Origin of the sequence: Carnobacterium sp. FSL E2-0243 (genome assembly GCF_038003605.1) — a bacterium.
GTDB lineage: Bacteria > Bacillota > Bacilli > Lactobacillales > Carnobacteriaceae > Carnobacterium > Carnobacterium maltaromaticum.
Map to the genome: position 1 here is coordinate 2838294 of NZ_JBBOPM010000001.1, position 24575 is coordinate 2862868.

Annotated in this window: 20 protein-coding genes and 1 pseudogene; 9 read left to right on the plus strand and 12 right to left on the minus strand. The window is 34.5% G+C overall.

Features of this window, described 5'->3' with window-relative positions; translation table 11 throughout:
* Positions 1-86: 86 nt before the first annotated feature.
* Genes MHI00_RS13495 through MHI00_RS13505 form a run of 3 tightly spaced genes read right to left on the minus strand, consistent with a single transcriptional unit; the run spans position 87 to position 3538 of the window.
* The gene (locus tag MHI00_RS13495; protein WP_341114271.1) at positions 87-1547 is read right to left on the minus strand and encodes a PTS transporter subunit EIIC; all 1461 of its coding nucleotides are present in this window, start codon (positions 1545-1547) and stop codon (positions 87-89) included.
* 18 nt (positions 1548-1565) lie between these two features.
* A complete protein-coding gene (murQ, locus tag MHI00_RS13500; RefSeq protein ID WP_057000509.1) occupies positions 1566-2453 on the minus strand; it encodes an N-acetylmuramic acid 6-phosphate etherase in 888 nt (295 codons plus the stop codon).
* Between the two features lie 20 nt (positions 2454-2473).
* On the minus strand, positions 2474-3538 hold the full coding sequence (locus tag MHI00_RS13505; protein ID WP_341114273.1) for a DUF871 domain-containing protein: 1065 nt from the start codon (positions 3536-3538) through the stop codon (positions 2474-2476).
* Between the two features lie 438 nt (positions 3539-3976).
* Here MHI00_RS13505 and MHI00_RS13510 point away from each other — a divergent pair, with 438 nt between their 5' ends.
* Positions 3977-5923, plus strand: a complete 1947-nt coding sequence (locus MHI00_RS13510) for a heavy metal translocating P-type ATPase (RefSeq protein WP_317913676.1) — start codon at positions 3977-3979, stop codon at positions 5921-5923.
* A gap of 55 nt (positions 5924-5978) precedes the next feature.
* Here the strand turns inward: MHI00_RS13510 and MHI00_RS13515 are convergent, their stop codons facing one another.
* Positions 5979-6866 carry a helix-turn-helix domain-containing protein gene (locus MHI00_RS13515; protein ID WP_016356322.1) on the minus strand — a complete coding sequence of 296 codons (888 nt, stop codon included), beginning with the start codon at positions 6864-6866 and terminating at the stop codon, positions 5979-5981.
* Positions 6867-7063: 197 nt separating this feature from the next.
* Positions 7064-7945 (minus strand): helix-turn-helix domain-containing protein, encoded by an 882-nt coding sequence (locus tag MHI00_RS13520; RefSeq protein WP_057000506.1) that lies wholly within the window; start codon positions 7943-7945, stop codon positions 7064-7066.
* A 327-nt stretch (positions 7946-8272) separates the two neighbouring features.
* Between MHI00_RS13520 and MHI00_RS13525 the strand changes: the two genes are divergently transcribed.
* Together MHI00_RS13525 and MHI00_RS13530 are read left to right on the plus strand one after the other, a co-directional pair.
* Positions 8273-8596: an HAAS domain-containing protein gene (locus MHI00_RS13525; protein WP_010053164.1), complete on the plus strand. Its 324-nt coding sequence runs from the start codon at positions 8273-8275 to the stop codon at positions 8594-8596.
* A gap of 196 nt (positions 8597-8792) precedes the next feature.
* Positions 8793-9116 (plus strand): hypothetical protein, encoded by a 324-nt coding sequence (locus MHI00_RS13530; protein ID WP_010053162.1) that lies wholly within the window; start codon positions 8793-8795, stop codon positions 9114-9116.
* 46 nt (positions 9117-9162) lie between these two features.
* Here MHI00_RS13530 and MHI00_RS13535 read toward each other — a convergent pair whose 3' ends face one another.
* Positions 9163-10515, minus strand: a complete 1353-nt coding sequence (locus MHI00_RS13535) for an aspartate kinase (protein WP_010053160.1) — start codon at positions 10513-10515, stop codon at positions 9163-9165.
* Positions 10516-10763: 248 nt separating this feature from the next.
* On the opposite strand from MHI00_RS13535, the gene MHI00_RS13540 reads away from it, so the two are divergent.
* Positions 10764-11159 (plus strand): DUF4828 domain-containing protein, encoded by a 396-nt coding sequence (locus tag MHI00_RS13540; protein WP_010053159.1) that lies wholly within the window; start codon positions 10764-10766, stop codon positions 11157-11159.
* 27 nt (positions 11160-11186) lie between these two features.
* Positions 11187-12062 carry an SPFH domain-containing protein gene (locus tag MHI00_RS13545; RefSeq protein WP_015075590.1) on the plus strand — a complete coding sequence of 292 codons (876 nt, stop codon included), beginning with the start codon at positions 11187-11189 and terminating at the stop codon, positions 12060-12062.
* 85 nt (positions 12063-12147) lie between these two features.
* Here the strand turns inward: MHI00_RS13545 and MHI00_RS13550 are convergent.
* A pseudogene (locus MHI00_RS13550) lies at positions 12148-13550 on the minus strand (IS3 family transposase).
* A gap of 481 nt (positions 13551-14031) precedes the next feature.
* Between MHI00_RS13550 and MHI00_RS13555 the strand changes: the two are divergent.
* The gene (locus MHI00_RS13555) at positions 14032-14682 is read left to right on the plus strand and encodes a CatB-related O-acetyltransferase (protein ID WP_341114280.1); all 651 of its coding nucleotides are present in this window, start codon (positions 14032-14034) and stop codon (positions 14680-14682) included.
* A 118-nt stretch (positions 14683-14800) separates the two neighbouring features.
* Here MHI00_RS13555 and MHI00_RS13560 read toward each other — a convergent pair whose 3' ends face one another.
* Both MHI00_RS13560 and MHI00_RS13565 read right to left on the minus strand, forming a co-directional pair.
* Positions 14801-15187, minus strand: coding sequence for a VOC family protein (locus MHI00_RS13560; protein WP_341114283.1), 387 nt, complete (start codon positions 15185-15187; stop codon positions 14801-14803).
* Positions 15188-15376: 189 nt separating this feature from the next.
* Positions 15377-15919, minus strand: a complete 543-nt coding sequence (locus MHI00_RS13565; protein ID WP_015075586.1) for a PadR family transcriptional regulator — start codon at positions 15917-15919, stop codon at positions 15377-15379.
* 172 nt (positions 15920-16091) lie between these two features.
* Between MHI00_RS13565 and MHI00_RS13570 the strand changes: the two genes are divergently transcribed.
* From MHI00_RS13570 to MHI00_RS13580, 3 genes are all read left to right on the plus strand, one after another.
* Positions 16092-17315: an MFS transporter gene (locus MHI00_RS13570; RefSeq protein ID WP_157454798.1), complete on the plus strand. Its 1224-nt coding sequence runs from the start codon at positions 16092-16094 to the stop codon at positions 17313-17315.
* A gap of 15 nt (positions 17316-17330) precedes the next feature.
* Complete coding sequence (locus tag MHI00_RS13575) at positions 17331-17750, plus strand: universal stress protein (protein ID WP_341114286.1); 420 nt, start codon at positions 17331-17333, stop codon at positions 17748-17750.
* 183 nt (positions 17751-17933) lie between these two features.
* A complete protein-coding gene (locus tag MHI00_RS13580; RefSeq protein WP_341114288.1) occupies positions 17934-19742 on the plus strand; it encodes a heavy metal translocating P-type ATPase in 1809 nt (602 codons plus the stop codon).
* Positions 19743-19822: 80 nt separating this feature from the next.
* Here the strand turns inward: MHI00_RS13580 and MHI00_RS13585 are convergent, their stop codons facing one another.
* The 3 genes from MHI00_RS13585 to MHI00_RS13595 form a co-directional block, all read right to left on the minus strand.
* The gene (locus MHI00_RS13585; RefSeq protein WP_341114289.1) at positions 19823-22540 is read right to left on the minus strand and encodes a YhgE/Pip domain-containing protein; all 2718 of its coding nucleotides are present in this window, start codon (positions 22538-22540) and stop codon (positions 19823-19825) included.
* The gene (locus MHI00_RS13590; RefSeq protein WP_010049933.1) at positions 22515-23042 is read right to left on the minus strand and encodes an Rrf2 family transcriptional regulator; all 528 of its coding nucleotides are present in this window, start codon (positions 23040-23042) and stop codon (positions 22515-22517) included. Before MHI00_RS13590 ends, MHI00_RS13585 begins: the two co-directional genes overlap by 26 nt.
* 203 nt (positions 23043-23245) lie before the next feature.
* Complete coding sequence (locus tag MHI00_RS13595; protein WP_318589061.1) at positions 23246-24484, minus strand: serine hydrolase domain-containing protein; 1239 nt, start codon at positions 24482-24484, stop codon at positions 23246-23248.
* Between the last annotated feature and the right edge of the window lie 91 nt (positions 24485-24575).

Below are 24575 nucleotides of genomic sequence, written 5' to 3' on the forward strand. Positions count from 1 at the left end.
ACTATTCTCATCTATAAAAAACGACTCCTAAAAGCTAGATTTTTCAATCCACTTTTTTGGAGTCGCACTCAATTTATTCTATTAGTTTACAACTCAGTTGCTTCCATTGCTTCCTTCGGTACTCCAAAGAAGTAAGTTGCTAAGAAACCACCAAGATAAGCTGCCAATAATCCAATTAGATAGCCCAACCATTTACCATTTGCAATCAACGGTAATAAGGCTACTCCACTTGGTCCAATTGCAATAGCTCCAATTCCTCCGAAAGCACCAATCACTGCCCCACCGATACCGCCGCCAATACAAGCAGTCACGAAAGGACGACCTAATGGTAATGTAACACCATAAATCAATGGTTCACCAATACCCAAGATTCCTACAGGCAAAGCACCTTTAATCATGTTTGTTAATTTTTTATTTTTTTGACACTTCATCCATAAAGCAATCGCGGCTCCTACTTGTCCAGCTCCAGCCATTGCTAAAATTGGTAACAATAAGGTCATGCCTGTTGTTGTAATCATTTCAATATGAATCGGAGTTAAAACTTGATGTAGTCCAAACATCACCATTGGTAGGAATGCTGCTCCTAATACGAAGCCAGCAAAAGCCCCTCCAACATTCAGCACCCAGTTAATAGCTCCTACTAACCCACCTGAAATTAATCCTGCAACCGGCATAATTAAGAAAATTGTTAACATCCCTATCACTAATAAAGAAATAGTTGGGGTAATAATAATATCAATCGCTTCTGGAATCACTTTATGCAGACGTTTTTCAACGATTGCAATCAACCATACAGCAAAAATCACACCAATGATTCCACCTTGACCAGCTACTAAATCGCCACCTGTAAAAATGTTAGGTAAGGGCATTTCTGGAGTCATCCCTGCTAAATATACAATCCCACCGACAATTCCACCTAAGGCCTCAGTTGCACCAAATTCTTTTGCCGCATTAATCCCAACATAAATTTGTAAATAGACAAACAACCCATTTTTTATAATATTTAGAACGGTTACAATTGTTACCCAGTTATCTCCACTAATATTCCCAGCCAATAATAAATTAGAAATAATAGCCGCTATCCCACCAATAATCCCTGCCCCAACAAAGGCTGGAATCATCGGTACAAATATATTCGCAATTGATTTTAAAGCTCGTTTAACAGGTGTATTATTCTTCTTTTTTTGTGCTGCTTTAGTAGCTGCAGCAACTCGTTCAGCTTCTTCTAAACCAGAATTCCCTTTCGCTGTCTCGGAACGATTAGAGTCAACTGGAATTGGATCACCTAACTTAACTCCAACCATTTCAACCATTTTATTCGCTACTTTATTAACTGTGCCAGGTCCGACAATAACTTGCAAATTATCATCTTCAACAACACCCATAACCCCATCAATAGCCTTCAAATTTTCCATTTGAACCAACGAATCGTCTCGAATATCCATCCGAACACGAGTCATACAGTGAATAACCTTGCTGACATTTCCAGTGCCACCAACTTTTTCATAAATTTCTCTTGCTAAGCGATCCTCTTTTAACTCTACCATTTTTATTCCCCCATTCTTTTATAAAGTATCTCGAATAAAACCATTTGCCTTAGCTAATTTTTTTTCTGCCTCAGATTTAGAGCTTTCAGTCAAAATCATGACAATTGCTAATTTGACTTGCTGTTCAGCCTCATCGAATTTTTGACTGGCTAACTCATAGCTACATTCTGTCGCTTCCATAATAATTCGCTTCGACCGCTCTTCTAATTTTTCATTTGTCGGTTTTACATCAACCATTAAATTTTGATAGACTTTGCCAATACCAATCATAGAAACTGTCGATAACATGTTCAAGATGAGCTTTTGCGCAGTTCCTGATTTCAAACGTGTGGAACCTGTTAAAATTTCTGGACCTACATTTACCTCTATTGGAAACGTCGCAAATTGACTGATTTCAGCGTCTTTATTACAAGAAATGGTTGCTGTTGTTGCTCCAATTTGATTGGCATACTCTAATCCACCAATTACATAAGGGGTTCTACCACTGGCTGCAATTCCCACAACAACGTCATTTTTAGTTAACTGAATTTCTTTTAAATCTGCTATCCCTAACTCTTTCGAATCTTCAGCACCTTCAACTGCAATCGTCATAGCCTTCATTCCACCAGCAATTAAACCTTGAACCATACTTGGGTCTACACCAAATGTCGGTACACATTCAGCTGCATCTAATACGCCTAAACGTCCACTAGTTCCAGCACCTAGATAAATCAAACGCCCATTTTGCTTAAATGCGGCAATAATTTGGTCAACGACTGCATGAATACTTTTTAATTCTTTTTCGACAGCATTGGCAACTTTTTTATCTTCATTGTTCATTAAAATCAGCATTTCATTTGTTGATAATTGATCCAATCCCATCGTATCTTTGTTTCTCGCTTCTGTTGTTAATTTCTCTAATTGCATAACCTGTACCTCTTTCATTACTAACTTTGTATTTGTATTCTAAATAGTTGTCCTGCTTGACTGCATTGTTTTAATAAATCAATATCTTCTGGAACTACAACAGCTACAACATTTACTTTTTCATCACTGGGTAAATCTACTAATGAAATTTGAATTTCCCCCATATAACGTCCATAATTTTGATTATCAATCGTGATACTCCCTATTTTTCTCGGGACTGTTTGTTGTACTTCTACCTTCTTTATCTTTTTAAAACGAGCGTCTGCACTGCGAATGACATCTCTAGCTGGATCAAAACGATTTTGATGGTCTCCTTCAATCAATTCCAGATAACTTTTTGATTCTGTCGGAATGGCATGTAATAAAATCCGTTTCTCTGATTGATATAAGTTAAACTGATTCATTGTTTCTGAGTCAATTTCTGGATCTCCTAGATAAATATCATCAACGTGACACTCTTCTTTCAACTCAATCATTCCACTTAACGGATTACTAAAGCGATGTTTTTCTAAAGTAGGTAGCCCGGAAAATAAAGGTCCTCGCAACTTCTTATTCCCTGGAACAAAAGCCATTACTCTGAAACCTAATTCTTTAAGCCATTGATTCTTAGCTACAAATACTTCTTTTCCTAAACCTGTTTCTGGACGAGGATAATAGTTGTGCCAGGCTTCCATATTATCGAAATTGGCATTAAACTCTTGTAATTCAGCTACATCCTTTTTAGTAATGGTACTGGCATTTAAAGCAACTTTCATATGTTGACTTAATTCTGCCATGATTTTATTTTCAATCGCATAGTCCATCCGTAATCCTGTAATTCCAGTTGCTAAAATCTCGCTAGGTCGCTTAAAAGATAACCCAATTTTACTTAATGCTGCTCCTGAAATATCCACCATTAAATCCATTCCAAGTTTTTTAGTAAAACTCCCTAAATCTTCTAAACGCTGCAGATATTGCTTAACATCATCTTCAGGAATGTGAAGTGAAGAAAAAACACCAGTGAATCCGTTCTCATTCATTTCACGAATAAATGCCTTTGTTTCATTGCTTAAATCTTCTCCAAGAAAAACTGATATTCCTAACATAATAGTCTCCTTTACCCATTGAATTCTTTCAGAATTAAATTTTAATTGAGTACTTTTAATAAACTCATCATACATCTAAAGAAATAAAATTTCAACTATTTTATCTAAATTAACGTAATTTTATTTCTTTCACGTTTGTAAAAAAGCTTAAAACCCTGTTTTTAAAGGACTTTATATTTTTTTGTTATAGAAGATAATGAAATAAAATTTCGAAATGACAGTTATTTACTAAACACTAGCGAATTTAGAACTTATTTACCTACTATCACCCTTTAATTGAGAATCGTTATCACTAACAACATTCTGTTTTCACAACACTATGTCCTAAATATGGATACTGAGAGTAATTATCACTATCAACTGATTATAATCATTATCATTTAGAAAGTTTATTTGTTATGCTTATGTCAGATGAAAAACAAAACGGAGGAGATACTGATGAAATTATTGAAAAATAATCCTGCAATGATTGCTACATTAATTAGTGGCCTATTGATTCTTTTAGGTTGGATTTTAAAATTAAATGCACAAGAAACGATTGCTACTTTTATTTTTTTGACATCTTTTATTATTGGTGGATTTAAGCAAGCAAAGGAAGGCTTTATTGATACCTATCAAAATAAAAATTTAAACGTAGATATTTTAATGGTACTAGCGGCTATCGGGGCTTCTATTATCGGATATTGGATGGAAGGTGCACTTTTAATTTTTATCTTTTCTTTGAGCGGTTCATTAGAAGAATATGCAACAAATAAAAGCACTGAAGCTATTGCTAGCCTAATGCATATGCAACCTGAAACAGCTTTAAAAATCCAGAAAGATGGTAGCACTAAAGAAGTTTCAATTAAATCATTAGCTATTGGTGATTCAATCTTTGTACCAAAAGGAGCGAGCATTCCTATTGATGGAATTATTGAAAAAGGGAATGGAATCATTGATGAAGCAGCTATTTCTGGTGAACCATTACCTGTTGAGAAATCAGTTGGAGATCCTATATTTGGTGGTACTATCAATCTTTATGAAGGTCTGACCTTTACCGTCAGCAAGGATGTACAGGACACTTTATTTTCTAAAATCATTCGACTGGTAGAAGAAGCCCAAAACACCCCTTCGAAAACAGCCACACTGATTAAAAAAATTGAAAGCACATATGTAAAAATTGTATTAACTTTTGTTCCCATTATGATTGCTATTTTTTATTTTGGTTTACATTGGGGTTGGAATGAATCCTTTTATCGTGGGATGGTACTTTTAGTTGTCGCCTCGCCTTGCGCATTAGTCGCTTCCGCTACTCCCGCGACTTTAGCTGCCATTTCAAATGGAGCGAAGCACGGTATTTTATTTAAAGGTGGTGCTCACTTAGAAAATTTCAGCCAAATTAAGGCGATAGCCTTTGATAAAACAGGAACCTTAACCCAAGGCATGCCCGTTGTCACAGATTCGTATTTTACTCCTGAGTGCACTATAGCTGAAACAATCAATGCCGTTATTGCGATGGAAAAAACATCTACCCATCCTTTAGCTAAAGCCATTGTCAATTTCCTTGAACCTAAAATGACTGAGTCAATTGATTTACAGTTCATAAAAGATCATACCGGTCATGGTTTAGCATGTCAGGCTTATGGCGATCAGTGGAAAATTGGGAAAAAAGAATATATTGGGGCAGACATCCAGGGTAATTCAGTTTTATTTCAAGAGGCTGAACTTTTACAAAAACAGGGAAAAACTGTGGTTTATATTACTAGAAATGCTCAAACAGTTGGCTATTTAGGATTATTAGATGTTCCAAAAAGCGATGCAAAGGAAATGATTGCCTTCTTTAAAAAGCAGAACATCCAAACAATTATGATTACCGGTGACAACGAAGCTACTGGTCAAACTATCGGTAAACAACTTGGTTTAGATAAAATTTATGCAAATTGTTTACCAGAAACAAAAACGACTATCATAGCGGATTTAAAAGAAGAGTACGGAATGATTGCAATGGTAGGAGATGGAATCAATGATGCTCCGGCTTTAGCATCCGCTGCAATTGGGATTGCAATGGGGGCAGGTACAGATATTGCCATGGATGTCGCAGATGTTGTATTAATGAAAAATGAACTTAGTAAATTAAATTATAGTTATGAACTTTCAAAAAAATTAAAGAAAATTACCATCCAAAATATGATTTTCTCTATCACAATCATCAGTGTATTGATCTTATCAAATCTTTTTCAACTCATTAATTTACCTCTGGGTGTTATTGGTCACGAAGGAAGTACCATTCTCGTTATCCTTAATGGTCTACGATTGTTGCGACCAATGAAATCTCATCCCACTCGTTCAAAAACGAGAAAGCATTCTAGTAAAGAGACCTTCCTAACTAACAGTTCAACTAAATAAAAAAACAGAAAAGATCAGCTGAATGACAAAAATATCAGCTGATCTTTTTTTATGATTACCAATAAGGATAATCATCCAGACTATCATTTTTTTGGTTATTCTTAAGTACATCCATTAAACACTGATTTTTACTCTCCTTAGCTGCATAAAAAGCATTGACTAAATAATCTTCTGCTTCACTTAATCGATTTAACTTTTTTAAATTAAAGCCTTTTTCATAATATAAGATACCTAGATAATCCTTTAATTGGTGTTTGTTTTGTAATTTTATGCCTTTTTCACAAAATTCGACAGCTTTTGTATACTCTTTATCCCTTGAATAGTACTTCGCCAACGTATAATAAATTTTGGCTATTTCGCTACTAGCTTGCAACGTAGATACCGTCTTTAAGGACTGCTTAACTAACTGTTCTGATTTTTTAAAATAAGTATGGGCTTTACGAGGCTCGGAGTTTAATAAATAGGCAACTCCCATGCCATTAGTAGCCAATAAATCTAAGTGATCAGCCTGATTCGTTGTTTTAGTTAACAAAGTTAAACTAAAATGATAAAAGGCATCTGAATAAGTATGATATCCTAATAAAGTATTTACACCATAATAATAATGGTATTGCTTAATCTCACTTGGATTTTCTAATTGATCGATTTTAATCTTTTCTGTTAAAAAGGCTAAGCTTTCCTGATAGTGCTGTTGGCTAATCAAAGTTCTGACATGAGCATATATCTTAGTATAACGCGCTTTTGTTGTAATCCCTTCATACAGATTATCTACTTTTAAACCTAACCGTTTATAGATAGCTACAATTAATGCTAACGAAGGTTGTGAATTCCCCTTTTCTAAGTGGCTAATGGTTGCTTGGGCACAAATTCCTTTTGCCAACTCTTTTTGAGTCAAACCATTAGCTAACCTGCTTTTTTTCACTCTCAGACCGATTCTTTTCATCTTTATTCCACTCCTACCTATTTAATTATAGTTTTTCTAAATATAGCCACAAGAATATTACCAAAACTCTAATTCATATTACAACAATTATATCACACTTGGCATTTTAATTGCTAACGAATTTTACTGCAGTAAAATAAGACTACAATAAGCATTGCAGCCTCATTAATTTACTCTATTTATTAATTATAATTTTTTCACCAATAGCGATACCCTTCAAGCTGATAATTCCCTACTTGTTCTTTAATCAACTTAACCAATGTTGTATTTTGATTAAACTCAGCCATTGCTGCTGCATAGAAAAATTGTTGTTCTGCTTCTTTTTTCTTGCCTAATGCAGCTAAACTACTTCCTTTTTCATAAATTAGAGTATCTAGACAAAAGAAAACTTGCTCATTTTTTTGAATCGCAATCCCTAAATTAATTAGGTTTAAAGCCTTTTTGTATTCTTCAATTTTCCGATAAAATTTGGCTACTCTACAGTAAATAGTTATCATTTCAACATTATCCTGATGTTGATTTTTTAAGCTATCCAATTGATTAAGGCCTCTTTCAAAATACGTTTTTGCTTTACTTTCTTCTGAATTTAACTGGTAAGCTAGGCCTATTCCAGTGGATATTAATACATCAATACTTGTAATATGTTTACCTGTTTCAGTAAATAACGCTAAATTCAAGTTATAAAACGCATCCGAAAAATTATTCTTAGCGAGTAAGCTTGTAATTCCTAAATAATAATAATAGTGCTTTATTTCACTATTTGTTTCTAAGTTTTCAACTTTAATTTCAGTAGTTAAACTTTTGTATGCTTCCTTATATTTTTCCTTTCCACAAAGCATTTTTATTTGCTTAAACACTTCGCTATACCCGTTGCCATTTAATTCTGTGTGCTCATATATTTCACTAAAATCAATATCTAAGCGACTTGCAATGGCAAGTAAGGTTCCGAGTCCTGGAAAACTAGAACCATTTTCCAAGTTACTAATAGTAGCTTGGGTACAAATTCCTTCAGCTAGACCTTTTTGGGTAACGCCTTTAACTATTCTTGTTTCCTTAACTTTTTGACCAAAATGTTCCACTATAAAAGCCCTTCTTTCTAGTTTTTATTTACAAATTTATCCAAAATAAGTTCTAAAAAATGCTACACTAAAATTCTATTCTATTTTAATTTTTTTAAATTACGAACTATTTTTATTATAACTAATATCAAAATAAAATAAATATAAAAACATGTTTTATTATTCCTAAAATAAAGTAAAAAATAAAAATTAAGTACCTGAAACAGCTGTCATTTCGCTTCTAATTAAAATTCAAACTCTGAATTTTTCTTTATTTTATGTGCATCTGATAAAATTCTGTTATACTATAGAATGAAGAATTTCAAATGAAGAGGAAGAAAAAGAAGTATGAAAAATAAAAAAATAAATAAAGGTGCCTTCATTGGAGTTGTTGGATTCAATTCTAGTATTGGACTTGGAGCCTTGATAGTACTGTACGCTATTCTCGCTTGCCTTTGGGTAATTACATTGTTATGTATCGCTTGTCCAGCAATAATGATTTTTGCTGGAGTGATTCATTTACAAACAGTCACTGCAATTCGAATTTTTATTTCAGTCTTAGTCTGTAGTGGCGGAGTTGAATTAGCACCCATCACACTAAAATTAACACACCATCTCATTAACTTAACAAAACAATACCTAAATTTGAGTAAAAAAATGTTTTATTCCTAAATGTGACTATCACAGAATAAATCAGAAAACTAACCCATTTAAACAGCTGGAAAAATACTTTTCCAGTTGTTTTTTTTGTTATCATTAACCCTTGTCCGCAATAAGTTGGAGAAAAAATTCAGCCTTTAGCAGGAGGATAAAGTTGCCCTACTCCGTTATTATTAATTTATAGAAAGTTGCTTTGGAGGGTTACACTATGGGACATAAAAAAATTAATTGGAAAAATTTGGTTGGGATTATTTTATTTAATCTGCTTATCGCAAGCCTAATTGTGCTTTTTTTCTACAGTATTGCGGCTATTTTGTGGGTAAGTATTTTTACTTTAACCGTTTCGCCTTTTTTAGTTATTATTGCAGATGTATTGCATTATCTCCCTTTTAGTATGGAAAACCTAATTATTGGAACGTTATTTTATGCACTAGCTATGCTTTTAGTTCCTATAGTTGCAAAATATACGACTAAACTAATTAAATTAACTAAAGATTACATTCTCTATACGATAAAATTCCTCTATTATTAAAGAGTAACGATAAATAAAACCGCCACTAATTTAGTGACGGTTTTTCCTATTTAGTAAAAAATGCTTCATACAAAGCCGTTAATGCTTTTTCTTCATCTGCTTCTGAAACACCAAACATCATACTAACCTCAGAAGAACCTTGGTTAATCATTTCAATATTAATATTATTTTTTGATAAAGCCTCTGAAGCTTTACTCATCGTTCCAATATTGCAGCGCATATCTTCCCCCACAACCATCATCAAAGCAATATGATGTTGAATTGTGACAATATCGGCTCCTAATTCATTCTTTAATTGACTGACTAGCTTCGCTTCTTTTTCTTTCGTTAATTGATCACTACGTAAAATGACTGTCAAATCGTCGATTCCTGATGGCGTGTGTTCATAACTTAAACCATCTAACTCTAATATCTCTAAAACTTTTCGCCCAAAACCAATTTCACGGTTCATTAAATATTTCTCAATATAAATACTACTGAATCCATTTGAACTAGCAATACCAACAACAGCTTGATTGGTTTGTTTACGTTCTGGCGTAATTCTTGTTCCTTCAGCAGTTGGGTTATTGGTATTTTTTATTTGAACTGGAATTCCACCACGAAAGGCAGGATAAAGAGCTTCATCATGAAAAACTGAAAAACCCGCATAGGATAGCTCACGCATTTCTTTATAAGTTAAATTCACGATTTCTGCTGGATCTTTAACAACATTAGGATTGGCCGCATAGATTGCATCCACATCCGTAAAGTTTTCATACAGATCTGCCTTAACTCCATTTGCAACAATAGCTCCAGTAATATCTGAGCCCCCACGAGAAAACGTACTGATTTTACCTGATTTTGTATACCCAAAGAATCCTGGAATAATAACAATTCCGTCTTTTTCACGTAAGTTATATAAATTCGTGTAAGCTTCTGGCAGAACCTGTGCATTTCCTGGCTCATCCGTTACAAACAATCCGGCTTCTAAAGGATTGACATAACTAGCTTTTAATCCTTCACGATTAAAATAAGTAGCAATTAATTTTGCATTATTATTTTCGCCGCTAGCTTTAAATGCATCTAAATAGTACTCTGGTTGAGTCTTATCTCCAGCAATTAACTCTGTTAAATTCTGTTTAATTTCTGTAATAATCTCAGAACCTAAGTCTAATTCTTCTGCAATACTGGCATATCGAGCGATTATTTTTTCTAGAATAGGTTGAACATCTTCATTTATTAATGATTTGGTGGCACAATCAATTAGCAAGTCTGTGACTTTTTCATCCGCTTTTGATCGTTTGCCTGGCGCTGAAACAACGACAAACTTGCGTGTTGGATCCTCTTTTACAATTTGAAATACTTTCTTTAATTGGACTCCTGAAGCTAATGAGCTTCCACCAAATTTAACGACTTTCATTGTGTCACATCCTTTTTCTCATTTTTTTTTAATATACTTTCCATTTTCGCCTTTTTCCGGTCAAGAAGCAATCTTTTTTTGCACTTTTTTCTAAAAAAACCAAATTTCATCTCTTTTTCTTTAAGAAACCTTAAAGAATTGTCTAAAACGACTTCAAGATTCCCTTTATAGGGTAAAATTAACTAAGTAAAATGACTAATGATTTTAGTAGAAAATTCTGCTAAATCTTTAGAAGGGAGATTAATTGAATGGGTAAAAAAAATGGCTTAAAAGTATTAGTGGGGCTTTCAATGCTCGCCGGGGTAACAGGATCTGTTTTATTTAAGAAACAACAAAGAAAACGGGTGCGTATTGGTAAACCCGTGTTTGAACATTTTCAAGGTCAATGGCGTAAAAAAGATGACGCTGACACACAATTAATTTTCCTATCCATTTCAAGTGAAGGTGAATTCTTTCTAAATCAAAAGGAATTGGCTGGAAAAATCATTCATGCTACAGATCAAAAACTTGTTTTTGAAGATTCATTTGGTTATCAACTTGTTTTAGAGCTGACAGCCCCTGGGGAATTAACCCTTTATGATGATGCAGAGGAACAAGATTATTTCTTAGAAAAAATAGTTGATTCAGAAGAATTCTCTGATTAAAACGAAGACTAAAAGGAGTTGTGTTTAATGAAAGAGAAAAAAACGTTGGCTATTAATGGCTATATTGGCATTATTATTTTAATTCTTATGGCCCTATTGGGAGTTTGGTTGTTTATTTCAGGAACCGGATCACTTGGTGGCTCAGTAAGTGTGCCTTTGTTAGTTTCTGGAGGAGTATTGTTAATTTTATCAGGTATTTTTGCTAGTACCGTTACAATTGTTGCACCAAATCAGGCCAAAATTATTGTTTTATTTGGTCGCTATTTAGGAACGATTCGCAACAACGGGATGTTTATCACCGTTCCATTTACAAATAAATTGCATATTTCTTTACGCGTGCGTAATTTTAATAGTTCAAAACTAAAAGTTAATGATGTGGATGGCAATCCGATTGAAATTGCTGCTGTAGTCGTATTCCGCGTGATTGATACGGCGAAAGCTGCTTTTGATGTTGATTTTTATGAAGACTTTATTGAAATCCAAAGTGAAACAGCGATTCGACATGTTGCCACTAAATACCCCTATGACTCTTTTCAAGATACCGATGTAACTTTACGTGGGAATTCAGCTGAAGTCTCACAGGAGTTGACAGAAGAGCTACAACGTCGTTTGGAGGTTGCTGGTGTCGAAATCATTGAGGCTCGCTTAACCCATTTGGCTTATTCAACTGAAATTGCCAGTGCGATGTTGCAACGTCAACAAGCAAAAGCGATTTTAAGTGCTCGCCAGATTATTGTTGAAGGTGCCGTTGGTATGACTCAATTGGCCATTGCTCAATTAGAAGAAGAAGGCGTCCTGAAATTAGATGACGAACGCCGCTTGCAGTTGGTGAATAATTTATTAGTATCGATTATTACCGATAAAGGCACTCAGCCTGTGATTAATACTGGCGATGTGAGTTAATAAAACGACTAAGTATTTTTCAGAATACTGTAGTGACCCCCAAAAGTTAGACTTTTTACAGAGTAGATTTTTCTACTCTGTTTTTTTACGCAGTGAAACTCATCTTCTTTCTAAATTGAACTGGACTTTGCCAGCCTAATTTTTCTTTTATTCGAGAATGATTATAGTACTTTATATAATGTTCAATCGCTTGTTTTAATTCTTGGTAGCTTTTGTAGATAACGCCATGGTAAAGTTCTTGTTTGAGGATACTAAAGAAATTCTCCATAGGAGAATTGTCCAAGCAGTTTCCTTTGCGAGACATGCTTTGGTAAATCTGATGCTTTTTTAATTCATGGTTATAGGCCTTCATTTGGTATCCCCATCCTTGATCTGAATGGAACGTTCGACGATAAGTGCAATCGCTTGTTTTCTCAATCGCTTCTTTCAATGCACTCATAATCGCATGAGCTGTTGGCTTCTCTGAAATTGTATAAGAGATGATCTCACTATTATACATGTCCATAAACGGGTTTAGATAGAGTTTCTTAATACGTAAACTACCCGAGTGATCTTTTTCATAATACTTAAATTCAGTTGTATCTGTTGTCATTTTTTGATGAACAATACTTGTATAAAAACGTCGGTGAATCCGATTTTTTGCCACTCTTCCAACAGTCCCTTTGTAGGAATTGTATTTACGGGATTTCCGTGTAAATGAGCGTACTAGTATTCCTATTTTTTTCATTAAACGTTGAACCTTCTTTTTATTCACAAGGATTCCACGATGTCTAAGTTCTTGGTTCATCCGACGATACCCATAATCCTTATGTTCTTGATGAATCTTTATCATCTCTTCTTCAATTTGTTTATCTGGATTTTTACGATTAAAACGCTGTTGCCAATACATATAGGTTGACTTAGGAAACCCAAGGGTTTCAAGAATATCGATTAGTCTGAATTTTTCTCGGAGGTTATGAATGATTAGCGCTTGTTGTTCTGTTGTTCCTTCAAACGCAACCTCCTTAATTCTTTTAAATAGGCGAGTTCAATTTTTAATCGTCGATTTTCTTTTTCAAGCTCTTCTAAATAGGTTAACTCTGTTTTTGAAGAATCACTAACTGGTAATTTATTCTTTTTTTTAGGCATTTTAGATGGACGTCCTTTCGGTTGTGAGAGTCCATCTACGCCATTTTTCTGGTAGGTTATATACCAATTGGCAATTGTCGAAAAAGTGCTTACTCCAAACTGATTGGCAACTTCTCGATAGGACATCTCTGTTGTTAAATATAACTCTATCGCATCTAGCTTGAATTGAACAGAATAAGTTTTATTTCGACGACTATGAAGTAGGCCTTCCTTACCAAATTCTTTATACGCATTTATCCAGTTACGCACCTGGGAATCCCCCTTAAATCCATATTTTTTAGCTAGATAGGGGGTTCCTCCCTCACCGTTTAAATAATCTTGTACAATGTTCATTTTAAATTCTACACTATATTTTGTCATACAAAAAGACCCCCAAAAAATTAGATTTTTAGGTCTAACTTTTGGGGGTCGGTACATACTGGAAAGTACTTAGTCGTTTTTAGTGTTTAGACTTTTACTATTCTTTTATACTGTCAGATCCTCAATTTAAGTATGTGCCAATTCTAATAGAAAATATAGTAAAATTTTATATACGTACATTGCTTGTTCGATTTTATGCTAAAATAATAAGCAGTTAGCTGAGCTAACCAACTCAACAAACTTTTTATTAAGGCTAGTTCTTTTGAGCCAACTCTTCGGAAAAAAGATAAATCCACAAAAAAGTTAAGAGACACTTTTCTTGGAATTTCCTATTTTTCTGCCAAAGCTAAACGACTCTACAAACTTTTTATTTACAGGAGGTATCTCAATGGTTCGTCGATTGAAGAAATTAAGAAATGTCGCTACGGTATTCAGCTTCTAAGTCTATAAATACAATTAAACTTAGAAGCGAGGAATTACTATGAAAGAATTTACTAACTGGTCAGATACGAAACAATTAAAGGAACTAATCACAAATCCACTGATTGAGGTGGGAGAGGGTTCATATTATTCTGGCTATTACGGAAACCAAAACTTTGAAGATGGCTGTGTTCGTTATCTTTGGGGTGATGAAAAAACAAAGGATTTATTTAATCCAATCGAAGATTTTGGTTGGAAAATGGATAAACTTATTATTGGAAATTATGTCTGTATTGCTGGCGGTGCCACTATTTTAATGGGTGGGAATCATAACCATCATCCTGATTGGATTACGGTGTACCCTTTTGCAGGGCACATCAAAGAATCCTATGCTCCGAAGGGAGATACGGTTATTAAAAGTGATGCATGGATTGGAATGAATGCTATGATTATGCCTGGTGTAACAATTGGTGAAGGTGCGATTGTGGCTTCGGGTTCAATCGTTGTTGGGGATGTTCCACCTTATACCATGGTTGGGGGCAATCCTGCTAAAGCAATTAAAAAAAGATTTACTGATGAAGAAATTAAACAGCTTTTAACAATACGTTGGTTCGATTGGACGGCGGATGAAATAAAAAATGCTGAACCTATTTTGATGAGTCAGTCGATTAATAAATTGTATGAGTATTATCAGGAAAATATTTTAAATTAGAGTAAAATAGAAATCTCTTGAAGCAATCCAGTTCTAAAAACTGAGTTGCTCCAAGAGGTTTTTTAGTAAAGGATATCTATTAAGATATATTTTTTCAGCCCTTACTGTCTATTAATTTTTATTCAGTAGCAACCAACTCCATTTTCATGCCTTCTGGATCATTAAAATAAAGAGCATAATGGTCTGGGCCACCTGCATAAGGATAGTCCTCTACATATAAAACTTTGCCACCATGTGCCTGAATTTCCTCTTTCAAACGATCAACTGTTGCTCGTTTTTCTGTTCCAAAAGCAATATGATTTAGACCAATTCCCCCTTTTTGATAAGGAGCTTGAATCAATCCTTGATCTCCAATTGAGAGTACATAATAAAAATCAGCTTTTTTCCAACTAATTCCTGTTTCCCATTTTTGAAATTCTTGGTAACCTAATTCTCCTAAAAACCAACTCCAAAAATTAGATTGTTTTTCTAAATCTTTCACATAAATATCAATATGATGTAGCATGCCTATCTCCCCCTAATTTCCGTATTCTTACTGACAGTATACGTTATTTAATAGAATAGACCAAAATTTTAGGATTACATCGTCCCTTTTTGATCGATACATACTGGACTTCTAAGTTGCTAAAACAACAAGAATCACAGCAAAAGAATCCTAGAGTAGCTGCTCTAGACTTACTAAATTTTTAGTTCGTTACTTAAATTTTTTCTCATATAAATTTTCTGCCCATTCACACCATTCTAACTCCGAAAGATCCATATCATAACGACGTTTACAAATGAGGTAGCGCCCAAAAGAAGATTCCCAACCTTCTCCATCTAAATCTGGACCAAATTGAGTTTCAATTTCAGTTAAGGTCTTTTTATGAATTTCAGCTAATTTTTGAAAATAGCTTTTCCGCTCTTCAAACAATTCTTTCACTCGATTTGAATCAATAATTGAAACGGCATATAGCTTGCCTAAAAATTCATCTCTCGTAATCGGCTTCGCAGTCTTTCCTTCAATCCATTCTTGTAAAAAAGCTTTTCCTTCATCTGTGATTGAATATATTTTTTTGTGAACAGGATCATTTTCTGAAATATAGACAACATAACCTGATGCTTCTAATTTCGTGAGTAATGGGTAAATCTGACTATGATGGGCTTGCCAAAATAATTCTAAGTAGCCTTTTAATTCATAACCTGAGCAGGGTTTACGGACTAACATACTAAGTAAGGTATAACCTAATGAATTCATAATAGCCTCCTCTAATTTGTTTTTTCTACTTTTTCTAGTATACCACGCTTTTATGAAATCTGTACCTGTATGTCAATATTTATATATATAAATATTGACATACAGGTGAAAGTCTTTTATACTAACTTACGAGATATTTGAACAAATTTTTAAGTTGAAAAGAGGAAAAAAGTTGGAAATAAAGCCAGATTTTGTAGAAGAACTAGATTCACTGCCTGACCAAAAACAGGAAAGTATTTTAAAAGGTTTGTTAAAACAACCTAAACCAGCTTGGGCAGTTGCCTTTGCTTGTGTGATTGCCTTTATGGGAATCGGCTTAGTTGATCCTATTTTAAAATCAATTTCAGAACAATTACATGCAACGCCTGCTGAAACATCGCTATTATTTACAAGTTATATGTTAGTGACAGGAATTGTCATGCTTTTTTCTGGTTACATTTCAAGTCGCATTGGTGCAAAAAAAACAATCTTATATGGACTTGTGATTATCATTATTTTTGCTGTTTTAGGTGGATTTTCTAATTCAGTCGGAGAACTTGTTGGCTTTCGTGCTGGTTGGGGTTTAGGTAATGCCTTATTTATTTCAACAGCTTTATCCGCTATTGTTGGTGTTAGCGTTGGAGGAACCGAACAATCAATTATTATGTACGAAGCGGCTATGGGGTTAGGTATGTCGGTTGGGCCTTTACTCGGCGGATTATTAGGGAGCATTTCATGGCGTGCTCCATTCTTTGGTGTAGCAACCTTAATGGCAGTCGCCTTTATTTCAGTCACAATTCTATTAGAAAAAATCCCTAAACCTACTAAAAAAGTAGCTTTTTGGGATGGATTACGTGCATTAAAACATAAAGGCTTACTTATTATGGGGATTACAGCATTATTTTATAACTTTGGCTTCTTTACACTATTGGCTTATTCACCATTTAGAATGGAAAGTTATAGCGCGATGCAAGTTGGATTTGTTTTCTTTGGTTGGGGACTTTGCTTAGCTATTTCTTCTGTTTTTCTAGCACCTAAGTTGCAAGAAAAATTCGGAACCAAAAATATGATGTATGCAGCTTTATTATTATTTGCACTTGATTTAATGATTATGGGTTTTGGGGCAAATAATAGCACCATTATTTCTATTTGTATCATTATTGCGGGACTTTTTCAGGGGATTAACAATACCTTGATCACGACAGCTGTTATGGAAGTTTCACCTGTTGATCGCTCAATTGCTTCTTCGGCCTACAGTTTTATTCGTTTTACTGGTGGAGCTTTAGCTCCTTGGCTTGCTGGAAAGTTAGCAGACTGGTATAACCCACATGTCACATTTTGGTTTGCTGCAGTTGCAGTAGCCTGTGGAGCTTTGGTTTTATTTATTGGAAAAGCTCATCTGGAACAAATTGAATAGATTGGAGGAAATTATATGCATTTATTAGTACCTATGGATCTGGATAAAACATCAAAATCAGCTTTAAAAGAAGCCATTTTGCTAACTGAAAAATTTAAAGAAACAGGAAAAATAACTATTTTACATGTTGTTAATAGTGAGCTAAGTGCTCCTGTAGTTGATTCTGTTGAAAATTTAGAAACAAAACTTCTGGCTGAAGCTCGTGATTATCTAGCCAAAATAAAAGCAATTGTCGAAAAAAAGAATATTCTTGTAGAAGTTGTTATTTTAGAAGGATTTATCGCAACAAAAATTTTAGATTATGAAAAAGAGCACGCTATTGACTTAATTGTTATTGGTCATCACAATCGAATAGGTTTCGATCGATTGGTTGTTGGTAGTGTTTCAAAAAAAGTAATTCATGATGCTATTTGCCCTGTAGTTGTTGTTAAATAAGAAAATGAATGGTAAAAAAGCTAATTCTATACATTTAGAATTGGCTTTTTTTTGCTAATCAAGAAACACTCTCATTTAACCCTATTTTTTAGTAATTTTAGCTTAACAGTGCTATGCTTATTATAGAAATTATTGACTATAATAAAAATCATTTACAGCAATTAATTACTAAAGAGGTGCACTATGAAAAATGAAAAGAAATTATTTTTAACCTTTGGGATTGCCTTATTGGCCCTAATTTTACAGTTTATTTTAAAGCAAGATTTGTACGCACAAATTTTAATCACAGTTTCAGGAATTTTTGTTTCAAGCACTATGTTTGTTGGAATGGTCAAAACGATTCGTTCCGGAAATTACGGCGTTGATATCTTAGCCATTACAGCCATTATTGCCACATTAGCCGTCGGAGAGTATTGGGCTAGCTTGATTATACTGATTATGTTAACCGGTGGCGATGCACTTGAGGATTATGCCGCAAAAAAAGCGCGTAGTGAACTTAAAGCTCTATTAGACAATTCTCCTCAAATTGCCCATAAATCAGAAGGCAATAAACTGACCGATATCAAAGTAGAGGATGTTAAAATAAATGATATTTTGGTTGTTAAACCCGGTGAAGTCGTGCCAGTTGATGGATCCATTTTAGCTGGTCAATCTTTATTTGATGAAGCTTCTCTAACTGGAGAATCAAAGCCTGTTAATAAAGAAGTTGGGGATAAATTAATGTCTGGAACAATTAATGGAGATGGATCTATCACAATGACTGTTGAAAAGTTAGCTAAGGATAGTCAATTTCAAAATATTATTCGCCTAGTGAAAGAATCCGAAGAGCAACCGGCTCATTTTGTCCGTTTAGCTGACCGTTACGCTGTCCCTTTTACGATTATTGCTTATTTGATTGCTGGAATTGCTTGGTATGTGTCAAAAGATCCAAAACGCTTTGCTGAGGTACTGGTAGTCGCCTCTCCTTGTCCACTTATTTTAGCGGCCCCAATCGCGATGGTCTCAGGTATGAGCCGGTCCAGTCGCAATGGAATTATTATCAAAACAGGAACAATTATTGAAAAATTAGCAAGTGCAAAATCAATTGCTTTTGATAAAACTGGAACCTTAACCAATGGTATTTTAGCTGTTGATACCATCCATTCAACCGCTACATTTTCTAAAGAAGAGTTAGCTATTTTAGCGGCAAGTGTCGAACAACAGTCTAGTCATATCTTAGCAAAATCACTTGTAGCACATGTCGGAACAGAACACTTATTACCTGTTACAGCTAGCAAAGAAACGATTGGAAATGGCATTCAAGGTGAAGTGAACGGAAAAATAGTCAAGGTAGGAAAATACGCCTTTGTCGCTCCTAACAAAGAAATCCTACCATTAAATCAAACTGCCCTCTTTATCACTATCGACAACAACTATGTTGGCTATATTACCTTTACAGATACAGTTAGGCCTGAAGCTAAACAAACTATTTCTCAACTAAAAAAACAAGGCTTAGAGCACGTTATGATGGTAACAGGAGATAACAACGACATTGCCTCTACGATTGCAAATCAAGTTGGAATTGTGGATATCAAATCAGATTGTTTACCAGAAGATAAAATTAATGTATTGAAAAATATTACCGAGGATGCTCGTCCAGTTATTATGGTAGGCGACGGAGTCAACGATGCCCCTTCACTAGCAGTTTCCGATATTGGAATTGCAATGGGTGCTCATGGTTCAACCGCTGCTAGTGAGTCGGCTGATGTCGTTATCTTAACGGATGATTTAAGCAAGGTTAGTACATCTATTCAAATTTCAAAAGATACTATGAGGATTGCCAAGCAATCTGTTTTAATCGGGATTATTATTTGTATCCTTTTGATGCTGATTGCGAGTACTGGCGTGATTCCCGCACTATTAGGTGCTGCTTTACAAGAAGTTGTTGATGTTGTTTCTATTTTTTCATCTCTAAGAGCCAGAAAAAGTAAGGAAGTCATTCACTTGAAGTAACTAATTTTAAAGCTTAGATTTAGTACACAAAAAAGCAACAGCTAAGCAAAATTTTCTGCTTAGCTGTTGCTTTTATTTTATTACTCTTCGACTGCTTGTAATTTTTGATTATTATCTAATTGTGAAACATCATCTAAATGTCTTTTTTGTAACCAGTTCATTGATACCATTAATAAACCACTAAAGACTACAAAAATTGCCACTAAGATGAAGACACTTTGATTAAATGTTCCTTGACCTAATCCACCAGAAATAGCTTCTCTGAATCCATAGATTGAGTGAGACATTGGTAAGAATGGATGAATTGCATTGAAGAATCCATTTGTTAATGGCATTGGGAATGTTCCACCAGCACCACCTAATTGAACAATTAGAAGTACCATTGCCACAAATCGACCTGGATTATCAAACGTCATTGCTAAGAACATAATGATAAACATATAGGCTAGTGAAGTCACGATTGCCATTGTAAACATTTGTCCAACAGATTGAACATTTAAACCTAGTACTAACATAATTCCAACTTCAATTACGGCCATAGCGATTGCTACAACAGTACCAATTGAAAATTTACTTAACCACCAAGCACGGCTTGATTGACCTTCCATTGAAATTTTACGAATTGGGAAAATAAAGTTGAAGACAAGTGAACCAACATATAAAGCTAGTGACATAACATAAGGAGCTAGTGCAGCGCCATAGTTGTCCACATGACTAAATTCTTTATGAGTTAATTTATCTGGACTTGCTAACATATCAAAAGTTTTATCTGTTGCTTTAATGCCATTAACTTCTTTAGCACCATCGCCTAATTTCGTACTTAATTCTTTGGTTCCTGAATTCAACGTTCCAAGTCCATCGCCTAATGTTTTAGAACCATCTGCTAACTGACCTGAACCAGATTGAATTTGTGTTGCTCCACTAGCTAATTGACCGATTCCATCCTTTAATTGAGGAGAATTTTCGGTTAATTTACCTGTTCCAGCTGCTAATTGACTAGAACCATCATTTAATTGTGTCACACCACTGATTAATTCTGGTAATTTCCCTGAAATTTGACCAATCCCACCATTTAAGGCAGTAGCACCTGCATTTAAGGCACCTGAATTATCTGTTAATTGACTAGCTCCTGATTGTAATTGAGAAACACCTTTTGTATATTGTTGTACTCCTGTGTTAATAGTTGCACTACCCTCAGATAAACGTTTTAAACCAGAATTCAATTGAGTTACTCCAGCTAATAAACCTTTTTCAGGTGCATCAATTCCTGCTTTAACTGTTCCAAGACCTTGAACGGCTTTAGAAGCTTGAGCTAAAGGCTCTTTAGTTCCATCATTTAAAGCATTTACTCCCGTTTTTAAAGCGGCAGACAATTGAGCTAAATTGCCTAATTGAGTTTGGATATCTTGCAAACTTGCACCAATTTTAGTAGTATTTTCTCCTATACTTGCTATAGAAGCTAATTCCTCATCTTTTTGCTTATTTAATTCATTTTGTAAAGCAGTTTCTATCTCTATTTTTTCGTCTGGGTCCAACCCTTGATAAGCATTTGTCGCTTTCAAAGCATTGAGAGCTTTGTCTGGATTCTCAGTTGCTTTTTCAGCTAATGTTTGTAACTCTGCACCATTTGTTTCAAGGCTACTTTGAATAGCCTTCATATTAGCAGTAATTGCTGCTGTAATTGTATCTGATTTGGTAGAATCATTAACTTCTAATGCTAACTGATTTATATTAGCTCCTATTGTTGTTAGACCAACAGATAATTTAGTCAAGTCTTCCGGTGACGCTGTTATACCATTACTCATTTGTTGAACTCCTGGTAATATCAGTTTTTCAACAGTTTGTTGAGCTATAGCAAGATTTTTACTTAATTCATTTACTCCACCAGTTAGCTCATCATTTTTAGCAACAAGTTGATTACTACCATCGGTTAATTGTGACACACCGGCAGTATAAGCACCAACTCCATTTGCTAGTGTTTGTGAACCATCACTTAATTGACCAACACCGGCTTGTAATGGACCAACATTTGAAGCTAATTGACCAATACCGTCATTTAATTTCGTTGCGCCATCATTCAATTGTGTTACACCATCTGTATATTGATCTAAACCAACTTCTAATTTATTAGCTCCGTCACTAAATGTAATGGTACTTGTCGCTAATTTTTGTAAGTTTTCAGTGATGGTTTTATTTCCATCGTTTAATTTTGTAGAACCCTCTTGCAATTTTTTTGAACCGTCTGCTGCTTGTGTAAAGCCATCACCGACTTTTTCAATTTGAGCAAAAATGGATTCTGCATAAGCTTTGGTTACATTCGCAGAAACTTCACTTTGTAATTGTTTCGCGGCTGTTTCACCAATAACCTCACCAATATAATTTAATGAACCATTTGTTTCATAGGTAATATTCATTTTTTTAGGATTTTTATCTAAAAGTGTTGAAGCATTTTTAGAAAAGTTCTCTGGCAATGTCACAACCATATAATATTTTTTATCTTTCATTCCTTGTTCTGCTTGTTTTTGAGAGACGAAGTGCCAGTCTAAGAGTTCATTTTTTTTCAAATTCTCGACCAACTGATCCCCCACATCTAATGTTTTACCTTCATAATCAACTGATTTATCCATATTGACAACTGCAACTGGCAACTCGCCGGTTTTACCATATGGATCCCACACTGATTTTAAGAAGAACGCTGCGTATAGGATTGGAATAAATAGGATTACAATAAATGAGATTAATAAAATCTTATTATTGACTAATTTTTTCCATTCATTTTTCATCATTTCCATTGACATTATTCAACACCTTTCGTAATAAACCTTTTTTCTCGGCTAAATCATTCCAATTTAAAACTGGAATTTCATGAAGTCCTAACGTTTCTTGAATTAAATCTTCCACTGTTTGCTGGTTAAGGTATTTCGTATAATACGTATCTGCTTTTTGAAAAACATCCGTCAACACTAAATCGCCTTGCGTAGCAACTGGTTGCATATCTTGAAAAACCATATTAATCAATCCTGTATTTGGATAGGTTACAATCGGTCCCTCCAACGCTTCAATGATATCTAGTAAGGTGATATTTTGTGGCCTTTTTGCCAATGTAAAACCACCATTAATTCCTGATACCGAATTGACTAAGTCGTTGACTACCAATTTCCGCATCAATTTTTTGATGTATGTCGGTGAGCCTTGCAATCGTTGATTGATAATAAATGAAGAAACTGGTATTTCTTTTTCTTGTGTCGCCAGTAACGTAATAATACAAACAGCTTGTTCTAATCCTTTCGTTAGTTTCATGATTTCGCCTCTTTTCCGTTTGCTTCGTAAAGAAACTCGTATAAGATACATCTCGTATCCATTAGAGACTTTCTTTATCCACGACTAAATTTACTCCTATTTTAGAAAAAATGCAAGTAAAAGTTTTCATTTTCAGCAAAAAGTTTTCATGAAATTTTCAAAAGCTTGTTACATTAACATTTTAAGCAAAAAAAAGAACTCAATTAAGAGTTCTCCATTTTCTTAGCTGCTTCATAAATCGATCCAGCTACTTTTAAAATATCAAATTCTGGTTTTTCATTAGCCATAATAATAACAGCATCTTTTGCATCCAAAGAAGTTAAAACTAATACATTGTAGCTACCTAAAACACCATGACTATATTTCGTATCATTGCTCATATACATTCCAAAACCATAACCATTTTTAGAATTTCCAGGTGTTTGAATCTCCGCGAGACTCTCAGTACTAACTAACTTACCAGTAATCAAGGCTTGATTGAATTTGTATAAATCACCTGGTGTCATATACATATTTCCAGCGCCGAATTCTTGTGAAAGACTTGCGTCAGAGATGCTAGCCAGTTGATAGAGATCTGTATTCGCCTTTTGATAGGGATTAGCATGAAATAAAGCTGAATTAAATGTATCATAAAAACCAGTATGGGAAAGTCCTGCTGGCGCTAGAATCGTATCACGAATAAATTCTGAATATCCTTTTCCTGAAACCTGTTCAATAATCCCCGCTAACAAGCTGTAATTATCATTAGAATAATGCCATTGACCACTGTCTTTTAAAACAGTTTGATTCACAATATCCTCCACAACTTGTTGATGCGTCATAGCTACAGTTGGTTTTTTCCGTCCCTGTATACCAGACATATGTGTCAATAACTGACGAACTGTGATACCTGCCCCACCTTTTAAATTGGGATAGAAGTTGCTAACAGGATCATCAACCTTTAATTTCCCCTCATCTACTAGTTTCATAATCCCAACTGCTGTGACACTTTTCTGTACGGATCCAATGTAAAATAAAGATTGAAATGAATTCCCAATATTTTGACTCTTATCTGCAAATCCATAGCCTTTATTTAGCATAACTTTGCCATCTTTCACGACTAATACCGAACCAATAAAAGTATCTTTATTTAGTGCCTTTTCAATTTCTTGAGTTAATTCAGGATACTGACTTCCATCATTAGGTACGTCTAGGTTAGCCATCATTTCTGCTCCCTGTGTATCTGGAACTACTGGATTTCCTGGCTCTTGACTACTCTCGGAGGAAGCTTCATTGGAACTTTCTTTACTATTTTCTTCACTGGTTGCCAGTACTTTTTTTATATTTTTTGAATCAGGTTGATTAAACAAGGAGGTGCTATATTTTGCTGAAAAAAATCCAACAGCTCCTACACAGATTAACAGTAGCATTAGGGCTAGTATCGTCCGTATTTTTTTCTTCATTGCCTTTCCCCCACTCATCGAATAAAATTAAATATGCTATTTTCTTTTCAATTCTACTCTATTTTTAAGTCAGTTTAAATAAAGAAAGTGT

Bases quoted from the DNA above. Each gene is read 5' to 3' on its own strand.
- MHI00_RS13495 (WP_341114271.1), bottom strand. From the start codon at position 1,547: ATGGTAGAGTTAAAAGAGGATCGCTTAGCAAGAGAAATTTATGAAAAA.
- murQ (WP_057000509.1), bottom strand. From the start codon at position 2,453: ATGCAATTAGAGAAATTAACAACAGAAGCGAGAAACAAAGATACGATG.
- MHI00_RS13505 (WP_341114273.1), bottom strand. From the start codon at position 3,538: ATGTTAGGAATATCAGTTTTTCTTGGAGAAGATTTAAGCAATGAAACA.
- MHI00_RS13510 (WP_317913676.1), top strand. From the start codon at position 3,977: ATGAAATTATTGAAAAATAATCCTGCAATGATTGCTACATTAATTAGT.
- MHI00_RS13515 (WP_016356322.1), bottom strand. From the start codon at position 6,866: ATGAAAAGAATCGGTCTGAGAGTGAAAAAAAGCAGGTTAGCTAATGGT.
- MHI00_RS13525 (WP_010053164.1), top strand. From the start codon at position 8,273: ATGAAAAATAAAAAAATAAATAAAGGTGCCTTCATTGGAGTTGTTGGA.
- MHI00_RS13530 (WP_010053162.1), top strand. From the start codon at position 8,793: ATGGGACATAAAAAAATTAATTGGAAAAATTTGGTTGGGATTATTTTA.
- MHI00_RS13535 (WP_010053160.1), bottom strand. From the start codon at position 10,515: ATGAAAGTCGTTAAATTTGGTGGAAGCTCATTAGCTTCAGGAGTCCAA.
- MHI00_RS13540 (WP_010053159.1), top strand. From the start codon at position 10,764: ATGGGTAAAAAAAATGGCTTAAAAGTATTAGTGGGGCTTTCAATGCTC.
- MHI00_RS13545 (WP_015075590.1), top strand. From the start codon at position 11,187: ATGAAAGAGAAAAAAACGTTGGCTATTAATGGCTATATTGGCATTATT.
- MHI00_RS13555 (WP_341114280.1), top strand. From the start codon at position 14,032: ATGAAAGAATTTACTAACTGGTCAGATACGAAACAATTAAAGGAACTA.
- MHI00_RS13560 (WP_341114283.1), bottom strand. From the start codon at position 15,187: ATGCTACATCATATTGATATTTATGTGAAAGATTTAGAAAAACAATCT.
- MHI00_RS13565 (WP_015075586.1), bottom strand. From the start codon at position 15,919: ATGAATTCATTAGGTTATACCTTACTTAGTATGTTAGTCCGTAAACCC.
- MHI00_RS13575 (WP_341114286.1), top strand. From the start codon at position 17,331: ATGCATTTATTAGTACCTATGGATCTGGATAAAACATCAAAATCAGCT.
- MHI00_RS13580 (WP_341114288.1), top strand. From the start codon at position 17,934: ATGAAAAATGAAAAGAAATTATTTTTAACCTTTGGGATTGCCTTATTG.
- MHI00_RS13585 (WP_341114289.1), bottom strand. From the start codon at position 22,540: ATGTCAATGGAAATGATGAAAAATGAATGGAAAAAATTAGTCAATAAT.
- MHI00_RS13590 (WP_010049933.1), bottom strand. From the start codon at position 23,042: ATGAAACTAACGAAAGGATTAGAACAAGCTGTTTGTATTATTACGTTA.
- MHI00_RS13595 (WP_318589061.1), bottom strand. From the start codon at position 24,484: ATGAAGAAAAAAATACGGACGATACTAGCCCTAATGCTACTGTTAATC.